This window comes from Alloalcanivorax marinus, assembly GCF_016906305.1.
Lineage (GTDB): Bacteria > Pseudomonadota > Gammaproteobacteria > Pseudomonadales > Alcanivoracaceae > Alloalcanivorax > Alloalcanivorax marinus.
The window spans coordinates 35,805-62,169 of the sequence record NZ_JADDOL010000001.1 but is presented as its reverse complement, the minus strand read 5'-3'; the positions used below and the strand labels follow the sequence as shown (position 1 = coordinate 62,169).

At 67.4% G+C, this 26,365-nt stretch carries 24 protein-coding genes and 1 tRNA gene; 14 read left to right on the top strand and 11 right to left on the bottom strand.

The annotated features are described in order from the left end of the window. Window positions 1-47 precede the first annotated feature (47 nt). The 3 genes from IM760_RS00310 to IM760_RS00300 form a co-directional block, all read right to left on the bottom strand. The gene (locus IM760_RS00310) at window positions 48-1,418 is read right to left on the bottom strand and encodes a hypothetical protein (protein WP_204426560.1); all 1,371 of its coding nucleotides are present in this window, start codon (window positions 1,416-1,418) and stop codon (window positions 48-50) included. A gap of 604 nt (window positions 1,419-2,022) precedes the next feature. Next, the gene (gene pyk / locus IM760_RS00305) at window positions 2,023-3,462 is read right to left on the bottom strand and encodes a pyruvate kinase (RefSeq protein WP_204426559.1); all 1,440 of its coding nucleotides are present in this window, start codon (window positions 3,460-3,462) and stop codon (window positions 2,023-2,025) included. Window positions 3,463-3,617: 155 nt separating this feature from the next. Next, window positions 3,618-3,694: transfer RNA gene (locus IM760_RS00300), tRNA-Arg, on the bottom strand. Window positions 3,695-3,858: 164 nt separating this feature from the next. Between IM760_RS00300 and IM760_RS00295 the strand changes: the two genes are divergently transcribed. The 3 genes from IM760_RS00295 (at window position 3,859) to IM760_RS00285 (ending at window position 7,861) form a co-directional block, all read left to right on the top strand. After that, complete coding sequence (locus IM760_RS00295) at window positions 3,859-4,548, top strand: response regulator transcription factor (RefSeq protein WP_138773419.1); 690 nt, start codon at window positions 3,859-3,861, stop codon at window positions 4,546-4,548. A gap of 173 nt (window positions 4,549-4,721) precedes the next feature. Then, the gene (locus IM760_RS00290; protein ID WP_204426558.1) at window positions 4,722-7,319 is read left to right on the top strand and encodes a CHASE2 domain-containing protein; all 2,598 of its coding nucleotides are present in this window, start codon (window positions 4,722-4,724) and stop codon (window positions 7,317-7,319) included. Between the two features lie 98 nt (window positions 7,320-7,417). Continuing rightward, window positions 7,418-7,861: a c-type cytochrome gene (locus IM760_RS00285; protein WP_204426789.1), complete on the top strand. Its 444-nt coding sequence runs from the start codon at window positions 7,418-7,420 to the stop codon at window positions 7,859-7,861. Between the two features lie 57 nt (window positions 7,862-7,918). On the opposite strand, the gene rep is transcribed toward IM760_RS00285, so the two are convergent. Continuing rightward, the gene (gene rep / locus IM760_RS00280; protein WP_204426557.1) at window positions 7,919-9,940 is read right to left on the bottom strand and encodes a DNA helicase Rep; all 2,022 of its coding nucleotides are present in this window, start codon (window positions 9,938-9,940) and stop codon (window positions 7,919-7,921) included. A 113-nt stretch (window positions 9,941-10,053) separates the two neighbouring features. Between rep and IM760_RS00275 the strand changes: the two genes are divergently transcribed. Continuing rightward, window positions 10,054-10,785, top strand: coding sequence for a pseudouridine synthase (locus IM760_RS00275; RefSeq protein ID WP_204426556.1), 732 nt, complete (start codon window positions 10,054-10,056; stop codon window positions 10,783-10,785). On the opposite strand, the gene IM760_RS00270 is transcribed toward IM760_RS00275, so the two are convergent. After that, window positions 10,733-11,266 (bottom strand): DUF1415 domain-containing protein, encoded by a 534-nt coding sequence (locus tag IM760_RS00270; RefSeq protein WP_204426555.1) that lies wholly within the window; start codon window positions 11,264-11,266, stop codon window positions 10,733-10,735. The genes IM760_RS00275 and IM760_RS00270 overlap by 53 nt on opposite strands. Further along, a complete protein-coding gene (locus IM760_RS00265; protein ID WP_204426554.1) occupies window positions 11,263-11,739 on the bottom strand; it encodes an MOSC domain-containing protein in 477 nt (158 codons plus the stop codon). The genes IM760_RS00270 and IM760_RS00265 overlap by 4 nt, the downstream gene beginning before the upstream one ends. Window positions 11,740-11,864: 125 nt before the next feature. On the opposite strand from IM760_RS00265, the gene IM760_RS00260 reads away from it, so the two are divergent. The 3 genes from IM760_RS00260 (at window position 11,865) to IM760_RS00250 (ending at window position 14,737) form a co-directional block, all read left to right on the top strand. Further along, window positions 11,865-12,893 carry an AraC family transcriptional regulator gene (locus IM760_RS00260; protein ID WP_204426553.1) on the top strand — a complete coding sequence of 343 codons (1,029 nt, stop codon included), beginning with the start codon at window positions 11,865-11,867 and terminating at the stop codon, window positions 12,891-12,893. Between the two features lie 146 nt (window positions 12,894-13,039). Then, window positions 13,040-13,798: an SDR family NAD(P)-dependent oxidoreductase gene (locus tag IM760_RS00255; protein WP_204426552.1), complete on the top strand. Its 759-nt coding sequence runs from the start codon at window positions 13,040-13,042 to the stop codon at window positions 13,796-13,798. 51 nt (window positions 13,799-13,849) lie between these two features. Next, the gene (locus tag IM760_RS00250) at window positions 13,850-14,737 is read left to right on the top strand and encodes a DMT family transporter (RefSeq protein WP_204426551.1); all 888 of its coding nucleotides are present in this window, start codon (window positions 13,850-13,852) and stop codon (window positions 14,735-14,737) included. Here the strand turns inward: IM760_RS00250 and IM760_RS00245 are convergent. Further along, a complete protein-coding gene (locus IM760_RS00245) occupies window positions 14,712-16,196 on the bottom strand; it encodes a YifB family Mg chelatase-like AAA ATPase (RefSeq protein WP_204426550.1) in 1,485 nt (494 codons plus the stop codon). The genes IM760_RS00250 and IM760_RS00245 overlap by 26 nt on opposite strands. A gap of 80 nt (window positions 16,197-16,276) precedes the next feature. Then, window positions 16,277-17,176 (bottom strand): LysR family transcriptional regulator, encoded by a 900-nt coding sequence (locus tag IM760_RS00240; RefSeq protein WP_204426549.1) that lies wholly within the window; start codon window positions 17,174-17,176, stop codon window positions 16,277-16,279. A 101-nt stretch (window positions 17,177-17,277) separates the two neighbouring features. On the opposite strand from IM760_RS00240, the gene IM760_RS00235 reads away from it, so the two are divergent. Next, window positions 17,278-19,206, top strand: a complete 1,929-nt coding sequence (locus tag IM760_RS00235) for an alkyl/aryl-sulfatase (RefSeq protein WP_204426548.1) — start codon at window positions 17,278-17,280, stop codon at window positions 19,204-19,206. Window positions 19,207-19,210: 4 nt separating this feature from the next. On the opposite strand, the gene IM760_RS00230 is transcribed toward IM760_RS00235, so the two are convergent. Then, on the bottom strand, window positions 19,211-19,468 hold the full coding sequence (locus IM760_RS00230) for an accessory factor UbiK family protein (protein WP_204426547.1): 258 nt from the start codon (window positions 19,466-19,468) through the stop codon (window positions 19,211-19,213). A gap of 322 nt (window positions 19,469-19,790) precedes the next feature. Here IM760_RS00230 and glnK point away from each other — a divergent pair, with 322 nt between their 5' ends. The 5 genes from glnK (at window position 19,791) to IM760_RS00205 (ending at window position 23,582) form a co-directional block, all read left to right on the top strand. Next, complete coding sequence (gene glnK / locus IM760_RS00225) at window positions 19,791-20,129, top strand: P-II family nitrogen regulator (protein ID WP_067612559.1); 339 nt, start codon at window positions 19,791-19,793, stop codon at window positions 20,127-20,129. Window positions 20,130-20,199: 70 nt separating this feature from the next. Further along, complete coding sequence (locus IM760_RS00220) at window positions 20,200-21,459, top strand: ammonium transporter family protein (RefSeq protein WP_204426546.1); 1,260 nt, start codon at window positions 20,200-20,202, stop codon at window positions 21,457-21,459. Between the two features lie 147 nt (window positions 21,460-21,606). After that, the gene (locus tag IM760_RS00215) at window positions 21,607-22,251 is read left to right on the top strand and encodes a paraquat-inducible protein A (protein WP_204426545.1); all 645 of its coding nucleotides are present in this window, start codon (window positions 21,607-21,609) and stop codon (window positions 22,249-22,251) included. Continuing rightward, the gene (locus tag IM760_RS00210; protein WP_204426544.1) at window positions 22,235-22,762 is read left to right on the top strand and encodes a paraquat-inducible protein A; all 528 of its coding nucleotides are present in this window, start codon (window positions 22,235-22,237) and stop codon (window positions 22,760-22,762) included. The genes IM760_RS00215 and IM760_RS00210 overlap by 17 nt, the downstream gene beginning before the upstream one ends. After that, window positions 22,740-23,582, top strand: a complete 843-nt coding sequence (locus tag IM760_RS00205; protein WP_204426543.1) for a PqiB family protein — start codon at window positions 22,740-22,742, stop codon at window positions 23,580-23,582. Before IM760_RS00210 ends, IM760_RS00205 begins: the two co-directional genes overlap by 23 nt. Window positions 23,583-23,592: 10 nt before the next feature. Here IM760_RS00205 and IM760_RS00200 read toward each other — a convergent pair whose 3' ends face one another. Together IM760_RS00200 and IM760_RS00195 are read right to left on the bottom strand one after the other, a co-directional pair. Beyond that, the gene (locus tag IM760_RS00200; RefSeq protein WP_204426542.1) at window positions 23,593-24,345 is read right to left on the bottom strand and encodes an SDR family oxidoreductase; all 753 of its coding nucleotides are present in this window, start codon (window positions 24,343-24,345) and stop codon (window positions 23,593-23,595) included. A 13-nt stretch (window positions 24,346-24,358) separates the two neighbouring features. Further along, window positions 24,359-25,036 carry a histidine phosphatase family protein gene (locus IM760_RS00195; protein WP_204426541.1) on the bottom strand — a complete coding sequence of 226 codons (678 nt, stop codon included), beginning with the start codon at window positions 25,034-25,036 and terminating at the stop codon, window positions 24,359-24,361. An 89-nt stretch (window positions 25,037-25,125) separates the two neighbouring features. On the opposite strand from IM760_RS00195, the gene IM760_RS00190 reads away from it, so the two are divergent. Next, on the top strand, window positions 25,126-26,046 hold the full coding sequence (locus IM760_RS00190) for a LysR family transcriptional regulator (protein WP_204426540.1): 921 nt from the start codon (window positions 25,126-25,128) through the stop codon (window positions 26,044-26,046). Window positions 26,047-26,365: the final 319 nt, after the last annotated feature.

The window sequence follows — 26,365 nt, the reverse complement described above, 5'->3', positions numbered from 1 at the left end:
CCTTGGTCGCCCCGTTATCCGCGTCGGAAAGTGACAGCCTGGTGAACTTAGAAGTTCACGGTCATGTTCAGGCTGGCGGCTTTCACGTCGTCGTTGGCGAAGGTGCCGAGGCCGCCACCGACCAGGTCGTTCCCGGACAGCGTGCCGACTTCGTTCTCTTCGATCATGCCCACGGACAGCCAGGTGCGCAGTGCTTTGTTGGCCTGGTAGGCGAACTGCAGGTCGTAGACCATGCTGTCGTCGTCATTGGTGCCGTTGTCGATGGACAGCTGGCCCACGGCGCCGGTGATGGAGAACTTCGGCGTCAGGTTGAACTTGGCGCGGGCCATCAGCAGGTCCTCGTCGAAGTCCTTCAGGCCCAGGGTGCCGCCCATGCGGTACAGGCTGCTGGCGCTCTGGGTGGCTTCCGGGTTGGAGTTGATCAGGCTGGACCAGGTGTCGAAGCCGGGGGAGATCAGACCGCCGTCACGGGTGGCGGCGTACTGAACGCCCAGGTCAACCATGCCCAGGTTGGTGCCGAGGCGCAGGTAGGCGGACGGTGCGTCTTCCTGGAAGAAGCGGTCGTCGTTCGGGGCACCGGTTTCCACGTTGCCGTTGGTGAACAGGTTGAAGCCCACGGCCATGTCCAGCGCTTCGGTCAGGCTGCCGTCCAGGTAACCGGAGAACAGGCTCACATTGGACAGCGGGTAGGCGTCCGGGTTGACGAGCGGGTTACGCGCGCCTTCGTAGTTGTTGTACCACTGAACCCAGAGGATGCCGGCGCTCCAGTCGCTGATCTTGGTGGTCAGACCGAGCAGGCTCATGTCGCCGTTGTCCTGGTTGCGGTAGCCGGTGGCGTCGGAGCGACGGTCGTAACTCGCGACCACGCTGGTGGTCTTGCTGAACGGCTGAACCACCAGGATCCGGTCACGGCGGTCGTCACACACCAGGAAACAGTTGTTGTAGCTGGTGGCCTGACGGCCCACGCGGAACACGGTGTGGCCCACCGGGATCTGCACATAGCCCAGGTCCAGACGCACGTTGTCGCCACGGCTGGTGCTGTTGAAAGAGGGGTTCACGGCGCCGCCGTTGTTGTCGCCGACCCAGCGGTCGCCGGCCACTTCCACGCTGGTGAACACGGAGATGCCGGTGTCCTCGTCCAGGAAGTTGCCCTTGATGCGGATCAGGTGGCCGAAGCCGGTGTCGCTGTCCGAGGTGCCGCCGTTGGCCTGGCCGTCTTCATCGATCTGGTTGGCGAAGGCGGTGGCGCGGTATTCCATGCCGAAATCGGTTTTCAGAGCCTGGGCAGCCGGAGACAGAGCGGTCATGGCACCGAACACGGTGGCCACGCCGATGGCTTTGGTCAGTTTGGAAATCTGGGGTTGATCAGCACTGCTGTTCAGCGCTCCCGGAGCGTTCTTGGTCCACTTAAGTGCCATTGTTTTTGTCCTGTTCTTCGAAGTTTTGGTATTGCGAGGGCCGTAATCCGGTCATCCCTGGAACCGGCCACCACCCCCGGGGTGACAGACCCGTTTCGGGCGATGAACGATGAACCCCTCTCGTATGCCCTTCCCAGGGCATCGTCTCCCGAGCGGACACGTTCGCGTTGAACAAGTCCACTAGACTTTCGGCGAAGGCCGCGAAAATACAGGCTTCACCCGGTCGTCACGAGCTATCTTAGAGCCCCTTTTGTCGGCGAAGCAATACTGCAAAGAACCAAAATACCGGAGGGTATGTGAGCGTTTCTCCAGGCCCATGGGCGGCTTTTTCGCCTAATGTGAACAGGTGTTGATTAATTCGCCGGGGCCACGATCTTTTCGCGGTATACACGAAAAGCTATTTTTGTTTCTGCCCCTTTGAGGCCCCCTGAATCCGCAATAGAAGCGCTGGGCGTGATTTTTTGGAATCGAATACCGAAAAAAAGAAAGTGATCTTTTTCGGAGCGAAAACAAATGTTCACACATTCAGGTTGCCGTGGGGCGCCCCCGGCGCCGGGGGGCTCACCACTGGAAAAATGTTGCAAGATGTGTCCGTCGGGAACAATCAGACCTGCCCGGCGGTAACGATTTTCAGCGTATTGGTGCCGCCGCCTTCGCGCACCGCGTCGCCCTTGGTCAGGATCACCCGGTCCTCGGGGCCGACCACGCCGGCTTCGCTCAGGTGGGCCACCGCCGCCCGGTTGGCCTGGTCGGCGGGCAGGGTGGTGTCGAAACGCAGCGGCTCCACGCCCCGGTACAGGGCCACCCGGCGCAGGGTGCGGGGGTTGGGGGTGAAGGCGAAGATCGGCAGGCCGGAGCGCACCCGTGACATCAACAAGGGCGTGGTGCCGGTCTCGGTCATGGCGACGATGGCGCGTACCCCTTCGAGATGGTTGGCCACGTGCATGGCGGCCCGGGCGATGGCCTCGTCGGTGCGCTCCATGGCCTGTTCCTGGCGGTGCGCCGGCGGGCGGTTCTGGTAGGTGCGTTCGGCACCCCGAATGATGCGGTCCATGGCTTCCACGGTGGCCACCGGGTAGTCCCCCACGGCGGTCTCCGCCGAGAGCATCACCGCGTCGGTGCCGTCCAGCACCGCATTGGCCACGTCCGACACCTCGGCGCGGGTGGGCTGGGGGCTGTGGATCATGGACTCCATCATCTGGGTGGCGGTGATCACGAAGCGGTCCAGGTCCCGGGCGCGGCGGATGATGTGTTTCTGCACCCCCACCAGTTCCGCGTCACCGATTTCCACCGCCAGATCGCCGCGGGCCACCATGGCGCCGTCGGACGCCTCGATCAGGGCATCCAGCGTGGCCGGGTCGGCCACCGCCTCGGCCCGCTCGATCTTCGCCACCATGGCGCCCTGGCCACCGGCCTCCCGGTACAGCGCCCGGGTCTGGTGAATGTCGTCCGCGTGACGGGGAAAGGACAGGGCCAGGAAATCCAGGTCCAGCTCGGCGGCCAGCCGCACGTCCCGGCGGTCCTTTTCGGTCAGGGCCTCGGCGTTGAGGCCGCCGCCCAGGCGGTTGATGCCTTTATTGTTGGACAGCTCGCCGCCCACCTTGACCCGGCAATGCACCCGGCTGCCCTCCACGGCGGTGACCTCAAGCTGGATCAGCCCGTCGTTGAGCAGAAGGGTGTCGCCTTCGCGGCAGTCGTCCGCCAGGCCGGCGTAGTCGGTGCCCACCACGGTGGCGTCGCCGGCGTCCTTGTCCAGGGCGGTGTCGATGGCGAAGGGCGCCCCGCCACGCAGCATCACCGGGCCGTCCCGGAAGCGGGCCACGCGGATCTTCGGGCCCTGCAGGTCGCCCAGCAGGGCCACCGTGCGGCCCCGGGCGTCGGCCTGCTGGCGGACCCGGGCGGCCACCGCGCGGTGGTCGTCGGCGCTGCCGTGGGAGAAATTCAGTCGGAAGACGTTGACGCCGGCGTCGATCAGGGCGGCCAGGGTGTCGGCGTCGGAGGAGGCGGGGCCAAGGGTGGCGACGATTTTGGTGCGGCGGAACATGCGGGTTTCCCGGGGGCGATGAACGATGACGCTATTGTGGCAAAAAATGGTGACGGTTTGGTGGGAGGTGAAGCGAGTTGGTCGAACCTGAGAGGTCGATCCGTCGGGCGTGCCAAATAAAAAGGGCCACCCCAGATGGGGTGGCCCTTTTTATTTGGCACGCCCGAGAGGATTCGAACCTCTGACCTTTGCCTCCGGAGGGCAACGCTCTATCCAGCTGAGCTACGGGCGCAAAACTTGTGATTCCGAACGGGGTGCCCCGATGCGGGACGCGCATAATACCGGGTTGTGTCGGGGGAGTCCATGGACCCGACGGGATCCGGCATTTTACAATCTTTTCCCGTCAGGCCCTCACGCTTTGGTTACCCTCATGCGGCAAAGGATGGAGAACACACGGTGCGTATTGCTTACCTAGAAGACGATCACGCCCAGGCCGAGCTGGTTACGCACTGGCTCCGCGAGGCCGGGCATACCTGCACGCATCTCTCCAGTGGGCGGGAGTTCATGAGCCTGCTGCGCAGGGATACCTTCGATTTGCTGGTGCTCGATTGGGAAGTTCCCGACATGAGCGGCTATGCCGTACTGGGCGAAGTACGCGCCAGCGGCAACAAGACGCCGGTGCTGTTCGCGACCCAGCGTGACGATGAATCCTCCATCGTCGGTGCGCTGAGCCAGGGGGCCGACGACTATATGGTTAAGCCTGTGAAACAAGCGGAACTGCTGGCTCGCCTCACCGCGCTGGGGCGCCGGGCGGGTGTGGCCGACATGGACGATCAAGGAATGATGACCGTGGGACCCTGGACGATCGATCGCGGTCGGCGCCAGATCTTTCTCGACGAGGAACCCGTCAAGCTCACCGACAAGGATTACGAGCTGGCCTGCTATCTGTTCCAGAACGTGGGCAAACTGATGTCCCGGGCCCATCTGCTGGAAAAGGTCTGGGGCATCATGACCCCGATCGAATCCCGCACGGTGGACGTGCATATCAGCCGCATTCGTCGTAGTCTGCAAATCCGGCCCGAGCGGGGCTATCGGATCAAAACGGTGTATCAGCACGGCTACCGCCTGGAGCCGGTCGACGAGTAGAACAGTCGTCGCCGACCCGGGGCGGGCCTGCCCGCCCGGCCAGTCCGAGGTGCCTGTCTGGTCGGGCCGCCCGTTTATTGTCGATGCCTCCCCGGCCAGGGGGCGCCCCGCGCCGCGCGAGGGCGAATAACAAACGGTTCACGGCTGCGCAGTAATAAATTTCTAGGGGCACCATGGCGAACTCGGGTTCCGAGCAGAAACGCTACTTTGTCGAACATTTGTCCGTGCTGCTGGTGGTGGCGGGCCTCTGCGTACTGCTCTCGATCAGCGGCTCCCTCTCCTTTTTCAATCGCTACGTCTACGACAGTATGATGCAGTGGCTCCCCATGGAGCCGTCCGGCGACGTGCTGATCGTCGGTATCGATGAATACAGCCTGCGTGAGATCGGTCGCTGGCCCTGGGACCGTCGCGTCCATGCGCAGATCATCCGCCAGCTGGAGAAGCAGGGCGCCCGGGCCATTCTGATGGACCTGATCCTGTCCGAGCCGGACCGGGCCCGGCCGGAGTCCGACCAGGCCCTGGTCCAGGCCATCCAGGACGCCGGCAACGTCTATCTGCCGGTGCACGTGGAGCAGCTGCGCTCCGGTGGCCAGCTGATCGAGGTGCTGCCCCATTCCTTCTTCGCCCGGGCAGCCAAGGGCCTGGGCCATGTGGACCTGGAGCTGGACGGCGACGGCGTGGCCCGCTCGGTGTACATGCGCTCGGGCATCGGCCAGCCCTGGTGGCCGCACATTACGCAGGCCCTGCTGGAAGGCGAGGGGCTGTTGTCGCCGGATCGCTACCCCGCCGGCGAGGACGAGGGCTTTTCCGGGCTCGCCAATGTGCGCAAGTACCAGCGCTACATTCCCTTCGCCGGCCCGGCCGGCACCTACCCGCAGGTGTCCGCGGTGGACCTGCTGGAAGGCCGGGTGCCCGATCAGCTGGTCAAGGACCAGTTCGTGCTGATCGGCGCCACCGCCGCCGGCCTCGGCGACGTGCTGCCGACCCCGCTGGCCGGCCAGGGCGAGCTGATGGCCGGGGTGGAGATCAACGCCAACATCTTCGATGCCCTGCGCCGGGGCGAGCTGATCGAGGCCATGGGCCAGGTCTGGACCCTGCTGCTGGGGGTGGTGCTGGCGCTGCTGGCTCCCCTGTGCCTGCCCCTGGTGCTGCCGCGCTGGAGCATTCCGGTGGTGCTCGGCTTCCTGGGCCTGACCCTGGCGGTCTGTTACGGGCTGCTGGCGCTGTTCAATCTGTGGTTCCCGCCGGCGGCGGCGTTGCTGTCCGCCATCGTCGCCTACCCGCTGTGGACCTGGCGGCGCCTGGAATATTCCATGGCTTATATGCGCAACGCCCTGGCGCGGCTGGCGGAGTACAGCGACCTCAACCGGCGCCTCACCGAGCCGGCGCCCATGTCGCGCATGCTACGCATGCTGGATCAGGTGCTGCCGGTGCGCGCCTGGCGGTTGCAGACCCAGGGCGGCTCGCCGGTCACCGGCGGTGAACAGCTGGCGCCGGTGGACTGGCGCGGCCAGCTGGCCCGCCGTTACCCGTTCCGTCATGACGGCCTGCGCTACGAACTGTGGGTGGCCTGGCGTCAGGGGCTGGACGCGGACACCTACGATTACTGGATCCGCGCCATGCTGTCGCGCACCGAGGCCCGGGGCCGCAACACCGGCCCGCGCTACGAAGTGATCGAAAAGCACGTGGAGAAACTGCGCAACGAGGAACAGCGCCAACAGGCGCTGACCCGCTTCTTCCAGGTGGGCCTGGCGCAGATGAGCGAGGGCGTGCTGATCTGCGACGCCTGCGGCGGGGTGGTGTTCATCAACCCCCAGGCCGCCTACCTGCTGAGCCTGGAAGGGGTTGGCCAGGACACCCTGGGGCTGGCGGACATCGGCCGGGAGCTGGAATTCAGCGGCGACCGCCACTGGGTGGAGCTGGTGCAGAACGTGCTCGCCGATGGCCGCGTGCAGAAGGAATGCCGCAACCGGCGCGGCATGGATCTGTACCTGGACATGATTCTGGTGCATGCCGGCGACCAGCCCGGGCGCATGTTGATCATCAGTCTCAAGGACATCTCGGACGTGAAGCAGGCGATGCGCACCCGCACGGAGATGCTGGATTTCCTGTCCCACGACCTGCGCTCACCGATGGTCTCGGTGCTGGCGCTGATCGGCAAGATGCGCCACGGCGAGGACGGCGAGCGCCTGCGCGACTTCCTGGACAACGTGGAACACTACGCCCAGCGCAACCTGAACATCGCCGAGCAGTTCCTGCAGCTGGCCCGGGTGGAATCCGAGGAAGCGGTGGAGATGATCGAGCAGGACATGCTCGATGTGGTGGAATCGGCCATCGACCAGGTGCAGATCCAGGCCCAGACCCGGGACATCGGACTGAGCTTCGACTACGACCAGGATGTGGACGTGTGGGTGCGCGGCAACAACGAGCTGCTTGAGCGGCTGGTGGTCAACCTGCTCACCAACGCCATCAAATACAGCCAGGAAGGCGGTGCCGTGGAGGTCAGCCTGTCCGCCATGGAGGACAAGGTGGTCTGCCAGGTGCGCGACCACGGCGTGGGCATCCCCGAGGAATTCCAGGACAAGCTGTTCGAACGCTTCAGCCGCGCCAGCACCAGCGGCGGCGCCCGCACCCGTGGCGCCGGTCTGGGGCTGCGCTTCGTCAAGGTGGTCACCGAGCGCCACGGTGGCGACATCGAGGTCCGCAGCACCCCGGGCGAGGGCAGCTGTTTTATCCTCTCCCTGCCCCGGATTCAGGTGGATCATCTGTGACCCCGGGCGCGGGTGCCTTTTTCCCCGTGTTCTCTACGGGTATAATCCCGCCGCCCCCAGGGCAAGTCACAGCTATAAGAGGTGTCATCGTGAAGAAAATGCTGTCCGCCAGCCTGGTCCTTCTGGCTACCCTGTTCGCCGGAATGGCTTCGGCCGCCGAGAGTTCCTCCTACCCCCTGGGTCAACGCTCCATCTTCAGTGACCGCGCCACCGCCGAACGCCTCAAGCCGGTGGGCAGCGTGTGCGTGGAAGGCGAGGAATGCGGCAGCCAGGTGGCCGCCGCCGAAGGGTCCGGCGAGCCCCGCTCCGGGGAAGAGGTGTACAACACCGGTTGTGCCGCCTGCCACGCCTCCGGCGCCGCCGGCGCGCCCAAGCTGGGCGACACCGCCGCCTGGGCACCGCGCATCGACAAGGGCATCGAAACCCTGGTCAAGCACGCCTACGAGGGCTTCAACGCCATGCCCGCCAAGGGCATGTGCTCCAACTGCTCGGAAGACGAAATCCACGCCGCCGTGGAATACATCGTCGACCACAGCAAGTAACCGCACCGCACACCCTTTCGGCCCGGGTTCGCCCGGGCCCGAACCGGGCGCCGGCGTTCAGCCGAGCAGCGCCTTCAGGTTGGCGATGCTGTTCTCCGCCACCTGATCCTCTTTTTCCTGGTCCTTCTCCACGCCCTCGCCGATGCGCAGCAGGTCGTCAAGCGGCAGTTCGTCCAGAAAACGGCTGGCGATGGTGTCCACCTTCTCGCCGTATTGCTTGCGGGTCAGGGCCTGGGTCAGCGACAGGCTTTCCCGGGCGCGGGTGATGCCCACGTACATCAGCCGCCGCTCCTCGACGATGTTGTCGTCCTCGATGCTGGCCCGGTGCGGCAGCAGTTCCTCCTCCACGCCCATCATGTAGACATGGGGGAACTCCAGCCCCTTGGAGGCGTGCAGGGTCATCAGCTGCACCCGGTCGGAGTCGTCCTCCTCCTCCTGTTGCTCGAGCATGTCCATCAGCACCAGCTTGCCGATCACCGCTTCCAGGTCGGAGGCGCCGTCGTCTTCCTCTTCCTGCTTTTCCAGCATGCGCTGGATGTTGCGCACCAGCTGCCAGACGTTTTCCATGCGCTTTTCGCCGATGCGCGGGCTGGAGGCGTTCTGCATCACCCAGCCCTCGTAGTCCATTTCGGTGATCAGCTCGTGGATCGCCTGCAGGCTGTTGTGGCCGAAGCAGGCGCGGCGTTTTTCGTCCAGCCACTGCTTGAGCCCGCGCAGCTTCTCCGCCGCCTTGCCGGGCATCACCTCGCCCAGGGCGAAGTCGTCGCACACGTGGTACAGGCCCTGGTCCCGCTTGGCCGCCCAGCCGGCCAGCTTTTCCAGGGTGGCCGGGCCGATCTCCCGGCGCGGCGTATTGATCACGCGCAGGAAGGCGTTGTCATCGTCCGGATTGACCAGCAGCCGCAGGTAGCACATCAGGTCCTTGATCTCGCCGCGGGCGAAAAAGCTGGTGCCGCCGGACACCTTGTAGGGAATCTGCAGGGACTGCAGTTTCATCTCCAGGATCCGCGACTGGAAGTTGCCCCGGTAGAGCACCGCGAAATCCTTCCAGCGCCGGTTGCCCTGCAGGCGCCGGTGGAAGATGTCGCCGGCGATCCAGTCGGTCTCGGCGTCCTCGTCGCGCAGCGCCGCCACCCGGATCGCCTCGCCGTAGCCGTGGTCCGACCACAGGCTTTTCTCGAACACGTGGGGGTTGTTGGCGATCACCGTGTTGGCGGCCTTCAGAATGCGGCCGGTGGAGCGGTAGTTCTGCTCCAGCTTGATCACCTTGAGGGCCGGCCAGTCCTCCTGCAGCCGGGCCAGGTTCTCCGGCCGGGCGCCCCGCCAGGCATAGATCGACTGGTCGTCGTCGCCGACCACGGTGAAGCGCCCCTCGGGCTGGGTCAGCATGCGCACCAGCTCGTATTGGGCGCCGTTGGTGTCCTGGTATTCGTCCACCAGCAGGTACTGCAGGCGGTGCCGCCATTTCTCCAGAATGCGCGGCTGTTCCCGGAACAGCACCGCCGGCAGCAGGATCAGATCGTCGAAATCCACCGCGTTGCAGGCCCGCAGCATGCGGCTGTAGCCCTCGTAGGCCATGGCGGCGCGCAGGGCGCCGGCGTCCTCGGCGTGGCTGACCGCCTCCTGGGGCAGGATCAGTTCGTTCTTCCAGTCCGAGATGCGCTTTTGCACCGCGTCCACCGCGTTCAGGTCATCCTCGGATTCCCCCTGGCGCAGAATTTCCTTGAGCAATTCCTTGCTGTCGGCCTGGTCGAGAATGGAGAAGCCGCGCCGCAGCCCGCTGGCGGCCAGCTCCTGCTTGAGAATGCGCAGGCCCAGGTTATGGAAGGTGGAGACGATCAGGCCGCGGGTCTGGCCGCGCTGCACCAGGGTCTGCACCCGCTCCTTCATCTCCCGGGCGGCCTTGTTGGTGAAGGTCACCGCCGCGATGCGCCGCGCCGGCACGCCGCGCTCCTGAATCAGCCAGGCGATCTTGCGGGTGATCACGCTGGTCTTGCCGGACCCGGCGCCGGCCAGCACCAGCAGGGGGCCGTCGGTGTACAGCACCGCTTCCTGTTGACGGGGATTGAGCGTCGACATAGGGCTTCGCGTAGGGCTCCGGGGAGAGGACGGTGAAAGGGCGTATCATACCAGCCAAACGCCGCGCCGTAGTGTCCCCGTGGCGGATGCGCGATTGACCAACAGAGGTGTGCATGCGACTGGATCGTTTTCTGGCGCGCCGGGCCGGGCTGGGCCGGCGCGGCGCCCGCGAGGCCCTGGCCGCCGGCCGGGTCAGCGTGGACGATCGCCCGGTCCGTGACGGCCACCACCCGGTGGACGGGTTCAGCGCGGTGGCCCTGGACGGCGTGGCGCTGTGCCGCCGCGAGCCCCGGTATCTGATGCTGCACAAGCCGGCGGGCTGTGTCAGCGCCACCCGTGACCCCCGGCACCCCACCGTGCTGGACCTGATCGACGAGCCCGCCGACCGCAAGGCCGACCTGCATCTGGCCGGGCGGCTGGACTTCAATTCCACCGGCCTGCTGCTGCTCACCAATGACGGCCGCTGGTCACGGCGGCTCACCGACCCGGGCAGCGGCGAAAAGGTCTATCACGTGCGCACCGAGGACCCGATCACGGCGGACTATGTGGCGGTGTTCCGGGACGGGTTGTATTTCCGCTACGAGGACCTGACCACGCTGCCCGCCGCCCTGGATATCCTCGGCCCGCGGGAGGCGCGGGTGACCCTGCGCGAGGGCCGATACCATCACATCAAGCGGCTGTTCGGCCATTTCAACAATCGGGTGGTGGCCCTGCACCGGGAGAGCGTGGCCGGGATCCGCCTGGACCCGGCCCTGGCGCCGGGGCGGTACCGGCCGCTCACCGACGAGGAGCTCAGGACCAGTCGGCGAACAGGCGGCGCAGCCGGTCGGCGCCCAGGCGATTGAGGGTGTCGATATTGCGGTCCGGGATCGCCTCGGCGTCCGGGTAGGCGGCCAGCGCCCGCTCCAGGCTGTCCTCGCGCAGCACATGAAGGATCGGGTAGGGCGCCCGGTTGCTGTAGTTCTCCGGGTCCTCGGGGAGCGTGCCGGCGAACTGATAGCGCGGGTGGAAACTGGCCACCTGATAAACCCCGCCACCGCCGTGTTCGGCCAGCAGCGCGTCCACCGGATCCAGGAAGTCGTTGTAGTCCAGAAAGTCGGCCAGGGCGTGGGGCGTCACCAGCAGGGTGGTTTCCACCGCCGGGGTCCGGTCCAGATGCTGGAGTTCCCGCTGCAGGGCCTCCAGCACCGCCTCCGGCGAGGCGGCCTCGCTGATCACCAGGCGCACCTGATCGTCGGCGTAGGGGCGGGCGGCGAACGGGCACAGCTTCAGGCCCAGCACGGCCCCCTCCAGCCAGGCGCGCACGCGGCGTTCCGGTTCGTTCAAGCGGAGCGGTCCTCAAGGTGGGTGCGGATGGTGTCGCCCTCGCGCAGCACCCCGGAGCCGAGCACTTCCGCGCGCAGGCCGCCCCGGCCGGTGAGGCCGCGCACCACCCGGGTCGGGCTCAGGTCCGGGCCGGCCAGCAGGTGACCCACCACCGAGCAGGGTTCGCACAGCTCGATGCCGCGCATCAGGATGTCGCCAACGCGGAAGGTGTGGCCTTCCAGGGCGTTCAGGTCCACGCCCTCCGTGACCACATTGCGGCGCAGCGTGCCGGCGTCCACCGCCAGGCCGAATTCCCGGTTGAAGGCCGCCACCTGTTCACTTTCGATCAGGGTGATCTGTTCCGCCGGCGGCGTGTCGCGGCGATAACGGCGGTCGCCGACGATGCCGCGCCCGGCTTCCACCTTGAGTGCGTCATGACGACTGACCGGGCCGCGCTTCTCGGCGGCGATAAACAGGGCTTGCACGCGGGCCATGGCCGGCTCCCAGCGGAACGAAGCGGCCATGGTACCGAAGCGTGGCGGGCTTTGCAGCGCCGGCGCGGGTAGACTGGCGACCTGTCATTTTCGGACAAAGCCGCGAACCGGCGTATTCTTCCCCCATGGACACCTCCGGGACCGGCCAGGGGCAGCGTGTCGATGACCGCACCCCCATGCCGGTGAACTACGTACGCAATCTGCTGGAACTGATCGAGGACTTCGGCCTCGACACGGACCGGCTGCTGGCCCGCGTCGGGCTGGACGCGGAGGCCGTGTACAGTCCGGAGCCGGCGCTGCGCTTCGATCAGTTCCGCCGTGTCATGGAAGGGGCCCGCGCCATGGGCGGCGACCCGGCCATCGGCCTGGCCCTGGGGCGTCAGCTCACGGTCACCGCCCACGGCCTGCTCGGCTACGCGGCGATCAGCAGCGCCGACCTGGGCGAGGCCCTGGAGCTGCTGGAGCGCTACTTCCGCACCCGCACCCGCCTTTGCCTGCCCCGTCTGCGGGTGGACGGCCCCTGGGTGCGGTTCTGCCTGGCGGAGCCCTACGAGCTGGGCGACATCCGCGTGCCCTATCTGGAAGTGGTCACCGCCGCCCTGGTGGGCGGGCTGCGCTATCTGCTCGGCGACCGCTTCCGTGACGCCACTCTGATTCTTCCCTACCCGGCGCCGGCCCATGCCGACCGCTACGCCGCCGTGCTCGACATGCCAGTGGTGTTCGGCGGCGAGGTGGCGGCGCTGCGCTTTCCGGCGGCGCTGATGCGCGAACCCTTCGCCCTGTCGGACCCGGCCTCCCGGCGCATGGCGGCACAGAAATGCGAAGAGGAACTGCAGCGGCTGGAGGCGGACCAGGACTGGGCGTCCCGGGTGCGTGCCCGCCTGATGCAGGCGGAGGGCATGCTGCCGTCCCTGGAACAACTGGCCACCAGCTTCCATCTCACCTCGCGGACCCTGCGCCGGCATCTGGCGGCGCTGGGGGTCAGCTACCGTCATCTTCTCGAAGAGGTGCGCATGGCCCGGGCGGTGCGCTACCTGCAGGCCAATCTGCCGGTGCAGAAGGTGGCCGACCTGCTCGGTTACGCCGACCCCAGCAATTTCACCCGCGCCTTCCGGCGCTGGACCGGGCACCCGCCCAGCTTCTATCGGCACTGATCGCGGATCCGGCGTTGCCGGCCCGCCCTGGCGGACCGCCGGCTCCCCGCCGCGTCCCCTTTCCGTTACAGTAAAGTCCTTTGACTGAATTCCCTTTTTTGAATCGTCACCCGCCCGCCAGAGGCGGTGGTGCAACAGGAGAGAGCATGAGTGACTCGCGTTTCGATATCACCGGCAAACGGGTGCTGATCACCGGCGCGTCCAGCGGCTTCGGCGCTCATTTCGCCCGGGTGCTGGCGGAAAACGGCGCCGACCTGGTGCTGGCGGCGCGGCGGGTGGACAAGCTCCGGGAAACCGCCGAGGCGGTGCGCGCCCAGGGCCGCGACGCCGTGGTGGTGCCCATGGACGTATCCGACCCGGCCAGCGTGGAGAAGGCATTCGCGGAAATGCCGGCTCTGGACGTGGTGGTGAACAACGCCGGCATCACCCGTGAAGGCGCCCTGGATACCCTGGACGAGGACGACTGGAACGCGGTGATCGACACCAACCTCAACGGCGTCTGGGCGGTGAGCAAGTTCGCCATCCAGCAATGGCGCCGGGACGGGCGCCCGGGCAACATCATCAATATCGCCTCCATTCTGGGCCTGCGGGTGGGCGCGCTGCTGGCCCCCTACACCGCCTCCAAGGCGGCGGTGGTGCAGCTCACCAAATCCATCGCCCTGGACTACGCCCGCCACGGCATCCGCTGCAACGCCATCTGTCCCGGCTACGTGGAAACCGACATCAACCGGGATTTCTTCCAGGGTCCCCACGGCGAAAAGCTGATCAAGCGTATCCCGTTCCGGCGTCTCGGCCGGATCGACGAACTGGTTGGCCCGCTGCTGCTGCTCGCCTCGGACGCCTCGTCGTACATCAGTGGCGCCGCCATTCCGGTGGACGGCGCCCACCTCTGCAACAGCCTCTGAGGCTTTCCTGATCCCGCGGGCGCTCCCGGCGCCCGCCACGAGGAGTCCGTTTTGGCCTACCTGTTTCCGCTGGCCGCGGTGATGCTTTGGTCGGGCAACAACGTCGTCAACAAGCTGGTGGCCGGGGTGCTTTATCCGGCGGAGATCGGCTTCTATCGCTGGCTGCTGGCCGGCGTGCTGCTGACGCCGGTGATGCTGGTGCCGCTGTGGCGCCAGCGCCAAGCGGTGCGCCCCTGGTTCTGGCACAACGTGGTCCTCGGCCTGCTCGGCATGGTCGCCTACCAGACCCTGGCCTATTACGCCGGCACCACCACCAGCGCCACCAACATGGGCATCATCCTGTCGCTGATGCCGCTGCTGGTGTTGCTGCTGTCCGCCGTGCTGCTGGCCCAGCCGCTGACCCTGGGGGCGGTGGTCGGCGCGGTGATTTCCCTGGCCGGCGTGGTGGTGCTGGTGTCGTCCGGCGACCCGGCGGCGCTGATCGCCCACGGTGTCAACTTCGGGGACCTGCTGATGCTGCTGGCGACTCTCGCCTACGCCACCTACGGGGTGCTGCTGAAACGTTGGAAGCCCACCCTGTCGCCGCTGCTGATGCTGTATCTGCAGATTCTGGTCGGCATCGTGGTGCTGCTGCCGCTGATGTTGCTGTCGCCGCGCCAGGGCCTCAGCGCCGAAGCGGTGCCCCTGGTGCTCTACGCCGGCGTGGCCGCGTCCCTGGCGGCGCCCTGGCTGTGGATGAACGGCATCACCCGGCTCGATCCCAGCCGGGTCAGCCGGTTCTTCAATCTGGTGCCGCTGTTCACCGCCGCCATCGCCTCGGTGGTGCTGCGCGAGCAGCTCACCCTGGCCCACCTGTTCGGCGGCATGCTGACCCTCACCGGCGTGATGCTGGCGGAGCTGTGGCGCCGCCGCGCTACTCCGGTGGCGCCCGATAGCTGAGCGCCTCGCGCAGATGGGCGCGCTGAATCTCGTCGTCGCCGGCCAGGTCGGCGATGGTGCGCGCCACGCGCAGGCTGCGGTGCAGGCCCCGGGCGGTGAGATCGAGCCGTTCCATGGCGGTGCGCAGCCAGTCCCGGTGCGGGCGCAGGGTGGCGTTGAGGGCGTCCGCCGGCAGGTCCCGGTTGAGCCGGCCCTGGCGGTGCCATTGCCGCTCCCGCGCCGCCGCCACCCGGGGGCGCACCGCCGCGCTGGGCTCCCCGTCCGGTTCCCCCAGCAAGGTGTCCGCCGCTACCGGCGGCACGTTCAGATGCAAGTCGATGCGGTCCAGTAGCGGCCCGGACAGCCGCTGCTGGTAGCGGCGGGCCTTGTCGCAGCGGTAGCCGCAGCCCCGCTCCGGGTCGTCCAGATACCCGCAAGGGCAGGGGTTCATCGCCGCCACCAATTGAAAGCGGGCCGGAAAACACAGCTGCTCGGCGGTGCGCGCGATGTGCACCTCGCCGGTTTCCAGCGGTTCCCGCAGCACCTCCAGCACCTGCCGGCCGAACTCCGGCAATTCATCCAGAAACAGCACCCCGTGGTGGGCCAGGGAGATTTCCCCGGGCCGGGGGCGGCTGCCGCCGCCCACCAGGGCGGTGGCGGAAATAGTGTGGTGCGGGCTGCGGTAGGGGCGTTGCAGAAAGACCGACGCCGGCCGCGCCGCGCGCAGCGAATGCACCGCCGCCACTTCCAGGGCCTGGGCGCGGCTCAGCGGCGGCAGCAGGCCCGGCAGGCGCGAGGCCAGCAGGCTCTTGCCGGCGCCGGGCGGCCCGCACAGCAACAGCGAATGGCCGCCGGCGGCGGCGATCTCCAGCACCCGTTTGCCGGCGGGCTGGCCGCGCACGTCGGCCAGGCAGGGCAGGGTGTCCAGCGGTGCGTCCGGCACCGCCGGGGCCGGGTGCGCCGTCAGTGGCGTGGCGCCGCGCAGGTGCGCGCACAGCGCCGCCAGGCTCGCCGGCGCCAGGGTGCGGGCCCCGGCCAGGGCGGCTTCGTCGGCGTTGTCCGGCGGCGCCACCAGGGTGTGGCCGGCGCGGGCGCAGGCCAGGGCCGCCGGCAGCAGCGCCGGCACCGGATTGAGGCGGCCGCTCAGGGCCAGCTCGCCGACGAATTCCAGGCCGTCGGTGTTCACCCGGCCCAGCTGGCCGCTGGCCAGCAGAATGCCCAGGGCGATGGGCAGATCGAAACGGCCGCCGTCCTTGGGCAGGTCCGCCGGCGCCAGGTTCACGGTGATGCGGCGCTGGGGAAAATCAAAGCCGGCGTTGACCAGGGCCGAGCGCACCCGGTCGCGGCTTTCGCGCACGGCGGTGTCCGGCAGGCCGACGATGGTGAAGCCGGGCAGGCCCGGGGCCAGGTGGGTTTCCACCCGCACCGGCACGGCGTCCACGCCCCGGGCGGCGCGGCTGTTGAGGCTGGTGATGTTCATGGGGCCAGCCTAGCGCGACGGGCCGGTATGGCCTGTGCGAAATCCGCCTGTCGTGGTGTAGGTGTTTTGCCCGTTGGCGATTAAAGGCGGCCCACGCTGCGTTCGATCAGGGCCAGGGCCTTCTCCGCCGCCGGCGACAGGGTGCGCTGGGCCAGCCGCGCCACGGCGAACTCCACCTTGGGCCGCACCCGCTCCAGGTCCAGCCGCACCAGGCGGCCACGGGCCACCTCGTCACGGCACACCGAGGGGGTGGCGCTGAGCACCGCGTCGGTGCGCGTCACCACCTCACGCAGGGCGATCAGGTCGTTGCACTCCAGGGCCAGCGGCAAGGCCTCGCCGTGGGCCAGGCCCAGCTCCCGGCCGAGCCGCTCCCGGGCCGCCGCCGGCAGCGGCACCGACACCAGCGGGTAGGCGCGCAGATCGGTTACCGCCAGGCCACGGCGCGCCGCCAGCGGGTGGCCGCCGCGCACGTACCAGCCGGCGGCCTCCACCGCCAGCAGGCGGGTTTCCAGGGCCGAGTCCGGGGGCACCGTGCGCCGTTCCACCACCGCGAAGTCCAGCTGTTCCGCCTCCACCTTGCGCAGCAGACCGGCCCATTCGCCCACCTCCACCCGTACTTTCAGGCGCGGGTGGGCGTTCATCAGGTCGGCCAGCACCCCGGGCAACAGCACCGCCGAGGGAAAGGCGCCGGCGCCGAACCGCACCTCGCCCAGGTCCTGCTGGCGGATCAGGTCCGCGTCCCGGCGCAGGCCGCGGGCCTCGCGCAGCACCCGCCGGGCCCGGTCCACCAGATGGCGGCCGGCGGCGGTGGCCACCACCCCTTGCCGGGTGCGGTCGAACAGCGCCACCCCCAGCTCCTCTTCCAGGGCCTGGATGCTGCGGCTGAAGGCGGGCTGGCTGAGATGGCAGCGGCGCGCGGCGGCGGCGAAGGCGCCCTCGTCGGCGAGCGCGACCAGGTGCTCCAGGCGACGCAGATTCATAATTGCACCGATTGCATGGAAAAGCTGAATTTAATGCATTGGAAGCATGGCGGCCAGGGGCGTACAACGGAGCGGTGTTTGATCCCGACGACGGAGCCCCCATGCAAGAGCACGCCAAACCCGCCCAGCCCGCCACCGTGGCGCACAATCGGGGCTGCTGCGACAGCCTGCCGTTCCACGACCGCCGCGACTACGACAACGCCGCCCGCGGCTTTATCGACGGCTTCCACGCCGATGTGATCCGCCGCGACCGGGACGGCCGCGCGGTCTGGGATTTCCGCGCCTACGATTTCCAGGACACCGAGGTGGCCCCGGACACCGTGCACCCGAGCCTGTGGCGGCTGGCCCGGCTCAACAACCACGCCGGCCTGTTCAAGGTGTGCGAGCGGATCTATCAGATTCGCGGTTTCGATCTGTCCAATATGAACGTGATCGAAGGGGATACCGGGCTGATCATCATGGACCCCCTGGTCAGCGCCGAGGTGGCCGCCGCCGCCCTGGACACCTACTACCGGCACCGGCCGCGCAAGCCGGTGGTGGCGGTGATTTACACCCACAGCCACGTGGACCACTTCGGCGGCGTCAAGGGCGTGGCCAGCGAGGAGGACGTGCGCGCCGGCCGGGTGCGCATCTACGCGCCGGAAGGGTTCATGGAGGAAACCGTCAGCGAGAATGTGTTCGCCGGCCCGGCCATGCAGCGCCGCGCCCAGTACATGTACGGCGGCCTGCTGCCGCGTGGCCCCCGGGGCCAGGTGGACGCCGGCCTGGGCAAGGGCACCTCGCGGGGCACCGTGACTCTGATCCCGCCCACGGATTCCATCGTCGAGCCGTTCGAGACCCATGTGATCGACGGCCTGGAGATCGAGTTTCAGCTCACCCCGGGCACCGAGGCGCCGGCGGAAATGAACCTGTATTTCCCGACCCTGCGCGCCCTGTGCGTGGCGGAGAACGCCTGCCAGTGCATGCACAACGTGCTGACCCTTCGCGGCGCCCTGGTGCGCGACCCGCGCATCTGGTCCTACTACCTGGGCGAAACCCTGGACCGCTACGGCGACCGCAGCGACGTGCTGTTCGCCCAGCACCACTGGCCCACCTGGGGCGGTGACAATATCCGCGAATTCCTCGCCGACCAGCGCGACATGTACGCCTTCCTCAACGACGAGACCCTGCGCCTGCTCAATCATGGCCTGACGCCGCTGGACATCGCCGACCGTCTCAAGCGCCTGCCGGAGCCCCTGGCCAGCCGCTGGTACGCCCGTGACTATTACGGCTCGGTGAGCCATAACGTGCGCGCCGTCTATCAGCGTTTCATGGGCTTCTACGACGCCAACCCGGCCCACCTGAACCCGCTGCCGCCGGTGGACAGCGCCCGCCGCACGGTGGCCTGGATGGGCGGCGCCGGGGCAGTGCTGGAGAAGGCGCGGGCGGAGTTCGAGCGCGGCGAGTACCGCTGGGTGGCCGAGGTGGTCAACAAACTGGTGTTCGCCGAACCGGACAACCGGGAGGCCCGCGAGCTGCAGGCCGACGCCCTGGAACAGCTTGGCTATCAGTGCGAAAACACCACCTGGCGCAACGCCTACCTGACCGGCGCCCAGGAGTTGCGGCTTGGCGTGCGCCGGGTGGGCGGCGGCCAGGCCCCGGATCTGGTGCGCTCGATGACGCCGGATCTGTTTTTCTCGTTCCTGGCGGTGCGCCTGAACGGCGAGCGCGCGGCGGGCGAGGAACTGGCGCTGAACTGGACGTTCCCGGACCTGGAGGCGCCGGAGCAGCAACGCTTCGCGCTGACCCTGCGCAACGGCGTGCTCACTCATCTGGCGGGCCGCCACCACCCGCACCCGCGGGTGTCGGCGACCATGAACAAGACCGACCTGGACCGGGTGGTCATGGGGCGTCTGACCCTGGACGCGGCCCTGGAGGAGGGCACCATTCAGGTGCAGGGCGACGCCGACGCCCTGGCGCGCCTGTTCGCTCTGCTCGACGATTTCGCCCCGGGTTTCGACATTGTCACGCCGCCGGCCCCCTCCGGCTGATCCGTTATCGCGGTGACTGATCGGCGGCGCTTTCCAGCGCCGCCACCTGCTTCTCCAGCGCTTCCAGACGAGCCCGGGTGCGCTCCAGCACCTGGCGCTGCACCTCGAATTCCTCCCGGCTGACCAGATCCAGGCGGGTCAGGGTCTCCCCCAGCACGGCGCGCACGCTGTGCTCCACATCCTGGCGCAGACGGCCCAGGTCGGCGGGCAGATGGCGGCTGATGTCGGCCATCAGGCGGTCGATAAAGGCTTGGCTTTGCATGGCCGGAAGCTCCACTATTTGCGGGTCGGGCGAAAAGGAGTCCGATGGTAGCATGGCGGCCGGGATGCGGAGCACCGCATCGGCGTGCACCGTTTTGGGGTGTGCGCCAAAGTGGTGCACCATAAAGCCGCTACCGACCCGGCAGGATGCCAGGGTCCAGGTTCCAACCCTCTGAAAATGCGTGACTTTTTAAAACTGGCATGGGTCGTGCAGAAAACGGGCTAGAGCGTTCGATCATGTGGACGGATCGGGAACCAAAGCGGGGCCTGAAACCCGGCGGACGCGTCAACGGACGCAGCATAAGCGTTTGAAGGAGATAGAAATGAAACTGGTTACAGCCATCATCAAGCCGTTCAAATTGGACGACGTGCGTGAAGCACTGTCCGAGATCGGCGTCCAGGGCATCACCGTCACCGAGGTGAAGGGCTTCGGGCGTCAGAAAGGGCACACCGAACTCTACCGCGGGGCGGAATACGTGGTCGATTTCCTGCCCAAGGTAAAGATTGAAGTGGCCATCGCGGAAGCCAGCCTGGATCAGGTGATCGAAGCCATCACCAAGGCGGCCAACACCGGGAAGATTGGCGACGGCAAAATTTTCGTCACCACCCTGGAACAGGCCATTCGTATCCGCACCGGCGAGACCGGCGAGGACGCGATCTAAGTCAAGCAACGTGTAAAACGACCCATGCCAAGGTCCTGATCACGCTTCCAAATTCTCGGAGGGTTGCAACGTGGAAAATCAAATTTTCGAGCTTCAGTACGCCATCGACACCTTTTATTTTCTGGTGTGTGGCGCGCTGGTCATGTGGATGGCCGCCGGCTTCGCCATGCTTGAGGCGGGTCTGGTGCGTGCCAAGAACACCACTGAAATTCTCACCAAGAACGTGGCGCTGTACGCCATCGCCTGCATCATGTACCTGGTGTGCGGTTACGCCATCATGTACGACGGCGGCATCTTCCTGAACGGCATCGAGTCCTTCGACCTGGCCGGCGTGCTGGCGGACTCCGCCTCCAACGGCTTCGACGGCGACTCCGTGTACTCCGCCGCGTCCGACTTCTTCTTCCAGGTGGTGTTCGTGGCCACCGCCATGTCCATCGTCTCCGGTGCCGTGGCCGAGCGCATGAAGCTGTGGGCGTTCCTGGCCTTCGCCGTGGTGATGACCGGGTTCATCTACCCGATGGAAGGCTCCTGGACCTGGAACGGTGCCGACGTGTTCGGCATGTACAACCTGGGCGACCTGGGCTTCTCCGACTTCGCCGGTTCCGGCATCGTGCACATGGCCGGTGCGTCCGCCGCCCTGGCCGGTGTGCTGCTGCTCGGCCCGCGTAAAGGCAAGTACGGCCCCAACGGCCAGATCCACGCGATCCCCGGCGCCAACCTGCCGCTGGCCACACTGGGTACCTTCATCCTGTGGATGGGCTGGTTCGGCTTCAACGGCGGGTCCGTGCTGAAGCTGGGCGACGCCGCCAACGCGCACTCCGTGGCCATGGTGTTCCTGAACACCAACGCCGCCGCCGCCGGTGGCGCCGTGGCCGCCCTGATCGTCGGCCGCTTCCTGTTCGGCAAGGCCGACCTGACCATGCTGCTCAACGGCGCCCTGGCCGGCCTGGTGACCATCACCGCCGAGCCGTCCACGCCCACCGCCCTGACCGCCACGCTGTTCGGTGCCCTGGGTGGCGTGCTGGTGGTGTTCAGCATCATCGCCCTGGACAAGATGAAGATCGACGATCCGGTGGGTGCCATCTCCGTGCACGGTGTGGTCGGTCTGCTGGGCCTGCTGCTGGTGCCCTTCACCAACGACGGTTCCACCTTCACCGGTCAGATCGTCGGCGCCATCACCATCTTCGTGTGGGTGTTCGTGGCCAGCCTGATCGTCTGGGGCGTGCTCAAGGCGGTGATCGGTATCCGTGTCAGCGAAGAGGAAGAGTACGAGGGCATGGACCTGATCGACTGCGGGATGGAAGCCTACCCGGAATTCGTGAAAAGCTGATTCTGTTTCCTTCCTTGGAACAATGCTGGGCGCCTTCGGGCGCCCTTTTTTTTGACCACCATCCCTGGCCGACCATTTTGCGCTCTTTTACCGGTTGGTTACGTTGCGTGCATGGAGCGGTGGGGCGCGGCTGGCTAGAGTGCCAGCATGTCCGATTCACTTTCGTCTTCCCCCACCGCGCCGGCGCTGGTGTGCCACGACTGCGCCCTGCGCCTGGTGCCGCCGGCGGCCCCGCGGGGGCACTGGTTCTGCCCGCGCTGCGGCGCCCGTCTGGGCTCGCGCCATCGTCTGCGCACCCAGGCGGTGCTGGCCCTGGCCGCCACCGCCCTGGTGCTGTGGCTGCCGGCGGTGAGCCTGCCGCTGGTGTACGTGGACCAGTTCGGCGTGGGCGGCTCGGTGTCGATTCTGTCCAGCGTGGCGGCGCTATTCCAGGAACGCCACGGGCTGGTGGCGGCGGTGGTGTTCGTCACTCTGGTGCTGATGCCGCCGGCGCAGATGCTGGCGCTGCTGATGGCCATGGCCCGTCTGCGCGCCGGCGGCCGTCCCGGCCGCTGGCTGTGGTGGTACCGGCAGGGCCGTGAGTGGGCCATGCCGGAGATCTTTCTGCTCGGCGCGCTGATCGCCACCACCGAGCTGGGCGGCAACGCCAGCCTGCGGCTCGGCACCGGCCTGTTCTGTTTGATCGGTCTGGTGGTCACCCGCTGGATCGCGGAGGGGCTGGCGGACCCGGCGGCCCTGGACCGGCTGCTGGAACAACGGCGGCGGGAGGCCGGCGATGACGGCCGCCATTGAGTCGCCGAAAGCGGACCGGCGGCGGTCGCTGGCCTGGGCGCTGCTGGTGGCCGCCGCGGTGTGGCTGGTGCCCGCCAATCTGCTGCCGATCATGACCCTGGACACGCTGGGCCGGGAGCAGGCCGGCACCATCGCCGACGGGGTGTTGCGGCTGCTGCGGTCGGGCATGCCCGGTCTGGCCCTGGTGGTGTTCACCGCCAGCCTGCTGATTCCGATTCTCAAGATTCTGGTGCTGGCGGTGATCTACTGGCGCACCCCGGCGCACCCGCGCCCGCGCGGCGCGATCCGCGCCTACCGGCTGGTCTACTGGATCGGTCGCTGGTCGATGCTGGACGTGTTCGTGGTGGCCCTGCTGGCCGGGCTGATGCGTTTCGGCGTGCTGGCCCGGGCGGTGCCGGAACCGGGCATCACCGCCTTCGCCCTGGCCGTGGTGCTGACCATGCTGTCCGCCCACGCCTTCGTCACTTCGCAACTCTGGGAACCCGACCATGGATCAGGTGCAAACCCGTAATACCCGCTGGCCCTCGCCGATCTGGCTGGTGCCCTTGATCAGCATCGTACTGGCCGGCTGGCTGCTCTATCAGGAATTTCTCAGCAGCGACCAGACCGTGGTGATCACCTTCGAACAGGGCAGCGGCCTGAAGCCCGGCGTGCCGGTGAAGTACCGGGGCGTGCCGGTGGGGCAGATCGACGAGATCCGTCTCAGCGACGACCTGGACCGGGTGGAGGTGCACGCCAGCCTGAACCGGGACGCCCGCGCACTGGCCCGGGAGAACAGCCGCTTCTGGATCGTCGAGCCGGAGATCGGCGTGGCCGGGGCGCGCAATCTGGACACCCTGGTGGAGGGCAAATACATCGCCGTGAAGCCCGGCGAGGGGGAACCGGAGACCCGCTTCCAGGGCCTGTCGGCGCCGCCGGATCAGCAGCCGGAGTCCGGCCTCAAGCTGACCCTGGTGGCCGACACCCTGGGCTCCCTGAAGCCGGGGCGCCAGGTGTTCTACCGGGACCTGGCGGTGGGCACCATCGGCGACAGCCAGCTTTCGCGGGACGCTCGCCATGTGGAAATCGAGGTGGTGATCCAGCCCCGCTACGCCAAGCTGGTGCGCACCAATTCGAAATTCTGGAACAGCTCTGGCCTGGACGTGGATTTCGGCCTGTTCACCGGCGCCGATATCCGCGCCAGTTCGGTGGAGAACCTGCTGCGCGGCGGCGTCAGCTTCGCCACCCCGGACCAGGCCGGACCGCTGGCCGGGGCCGGCCAGCGTTTCGAATTGAATGCCGAAGCCGAGGATGAATGGACCGAGTGGGCGCCGATCCTCGGCTGGCAGTGAGCCGCGCGGATCAGGTCATGCGCCGCACCAGCGACAGCGGCAGCACCCGCATGGCGAAGCCCAGCGGCGCCCAGGGCCAGGACGGCACATAGGCCTTGGCCGGTTCCTTCTCGATGGCGGCCACCAGGGCCCGGCAGCCGGTCTCGGTGTCCACCATGAACGGCGCCTTTTCCACTTTTTCGTTGATCTCGGAACGGATGTAGCCCGGAAAGATGGTGCTCACGGTGATCGGCTTGCCGAGCATTTCCATGCGCAGCCCTTCCGCCAGGCTGGCCACGCCGGCCTTGGTGGCGGCGTAGGTGTTGATGTTCTTGCGCATGCCGCGCATGGCGCTCATGGACGACATCATCACCAGATGGCCGCTGTTCTGCTCGCGGAAAATCTCCATGGCCGCTTCGCACTGCGCCAGCGCCGCCACGAAGTTGGTTTCGGCGGTCTGCCGGTTGGCGTGGAAATAGCCGGTGCCCAGCGGCTGGCCCTTGCCCAAGCCGGCATTGACGATCACCCGGTCGAGCCGGCCCAGGGCGTGCTGAAAACGCCGGAACACCTGGAACACCTGATCGTAATCGTTCACGTCCAGCGGCTCGATCACCACCTGGATCGACGGATTGATGGCCAGCAGTTCCTCGCGCAGCGCTTCCAGCCGGTCCAGGCGCCGGGCGCACAGGGCCAGATTGCGGCCCCGGGCGGCGAACAGCCGGGCCATGCCGGCGCCCAGGCCGGAGCTGGCGCCGGTGATCAGAATGTTGGAGCGGGTGGTCATCGTAAATCCTCGTTCAGCGGTAGGTCAGCAGGTCGCCGCTCAGATGCAGGTGTTCGTTGAGCGTGGCCAGCCGCAGCCGCCCGGTATTGACCAGCAGCCGCGTGACGCTGGTGTTGATCAGGCCCCGGTTGAAGGTGATCAGCGCCTCGTCGTCCAGCCCCAGCAGATGCTGGATGGCCACGCTGATGGCGCCGCCGGAGGTGAACACCAGGGCGCTGTCGCCCTTCTCCAGGCCATTGGCCAGGCTGTACAGCGAGGCCAGCACGCGCTCGCGGAACGCGGCCCAGGTTTCCGGGTAGTCGTCCTCGGCACGCTGCCAGCGGCGCAGGGCCTCCTCGAAGCGCGCCTGGAAGGCACGGCGCGGTTGCGCCTGCTCGCCCATCCAGCGCGCCAGCGCGGCCCGGTCCTGGGATTCCGGCCAGTGCACCCGCATCAGGCTCTGGTGATCATACTCATTGAAGCCGGGATCAGTGTGCCATTCGCGGGGCAGGGCCAGGGCCTCCAGCGCCGCCTCGGCGGTCTCCCGGTGTCGCTGCATGGCGCCGCACAGCACTCGGGGGGCGCCCAGGCTCTGCTCGCGAAGATGACGGCCCAGCACCCGGCTCTGCTCCCAGCCCAGGTCGGACAGGGCGTCATAGTTCTCCGCGCCAAAGCTCGCCTGGCCATGGCGGATCAAGTAAACGACGGGCATTCAAGCCTCCTAAGTGCAGCTTGACCTCATGCTAGGGAGCGGTTTTGAATAAATCGAATGAATCTTGGAAATAATCTGGAATAAATCGTATGCATGTGTCGCGCTTCGATCTGAACCTGTTCGTGGTCTTCGACGCCATCTACACCGAGGGCTCGCTGACCCGGGCGGCGCGGGTGCTCAACCTGACCCAGCCGGCGGTGAGTCACGCCCTGGGCCGGTTGCGCGAGCGGCTCGACGACCCGCTGTTCGTGCGCCAGGGCGCGCGCATGGTGCCCACCAGCCGGGCGCGGGCCATGGTCACGCCGGTGCGCCATGCCCTGGGCGGGCTGCAGCGTTGTCTGAGCGACGAAGGCGGCTTCGACGTGGACGAGGCGGAGCGCACCTTCGTGCTGGGGCTGCGCGACGGGCTGGAGGGGTGCCTGCTGCCGCCGTTGCTGGCCAGCCTGGTGGACGAAGCGCCGGGGGTGAAACTGCAATCGATGACGGTGGCCCGGCGGCAACTGGCCACCGAGCTGGCCAGCGGGCGCCTGGACATGGCCGCCGACGTGCTGCTGCCGCTGCCGGAGTCCATTGAGCACCGGCCGATCATGAGCGGCCCGCTGGTGGTGCTGATGCGCCAGGGGCACCCGCTGGCCGGCAAGCTGGATCTGCCCGCCTATCTGGCCGCCCAGCACGTGCTGGTGTCGTCCCGTCGGGAGGGGCCGGGCATGGAGGACTTCGGGCTGTCGCGGCTGGGCTACCGGCGCAATATCCGCCTGCGCTGCCAGCATCACATGGCCGCCCTGGCCACGGTCATGGGCACCGATCTGCTGCTGACCCTGCCCGGGCTGCTGGCCCGCCAGCTGGCGCCGGCCGGCAGCCACCTGGAACCGCTGCCCGCGGACGTGCCGGGGCTGGAACTGCACCTGTACTGGCACCGGGATCAGAGCGCGGACCCGGGCCACAGCTGGCTACGGCAGCGGGTGATGGCGATGCTGGCTGAACAGCAGCTTTCCAATCCGGAAACCTAGCCAACCCGGAAACCTGGAGAGCAACGTTCGCGCTTTATTCGTAGCGCTTTGACAGGCTCTTCACGCCTTCGCCGTATTGCGTGAAGGCCACCCCCGGAGCAGCATCCCTGGACGTGATTTGTATCACAATTTTGGTTGTGGGTAACAATGAGTAAACGATCCCGGGGGGGACCCATAGTGAGCCTGCTTAAAGAACTGTCCTTGGTGGACTGGACCACGGTGACGCGTCGCGCACTGCTGATTCTGGTGCTGGGCGTGATCGCCTGCGGCCTGGCGATCGTCGTCAGCGGCTGACCCCGTCCATCCCATCCTGGCGCGC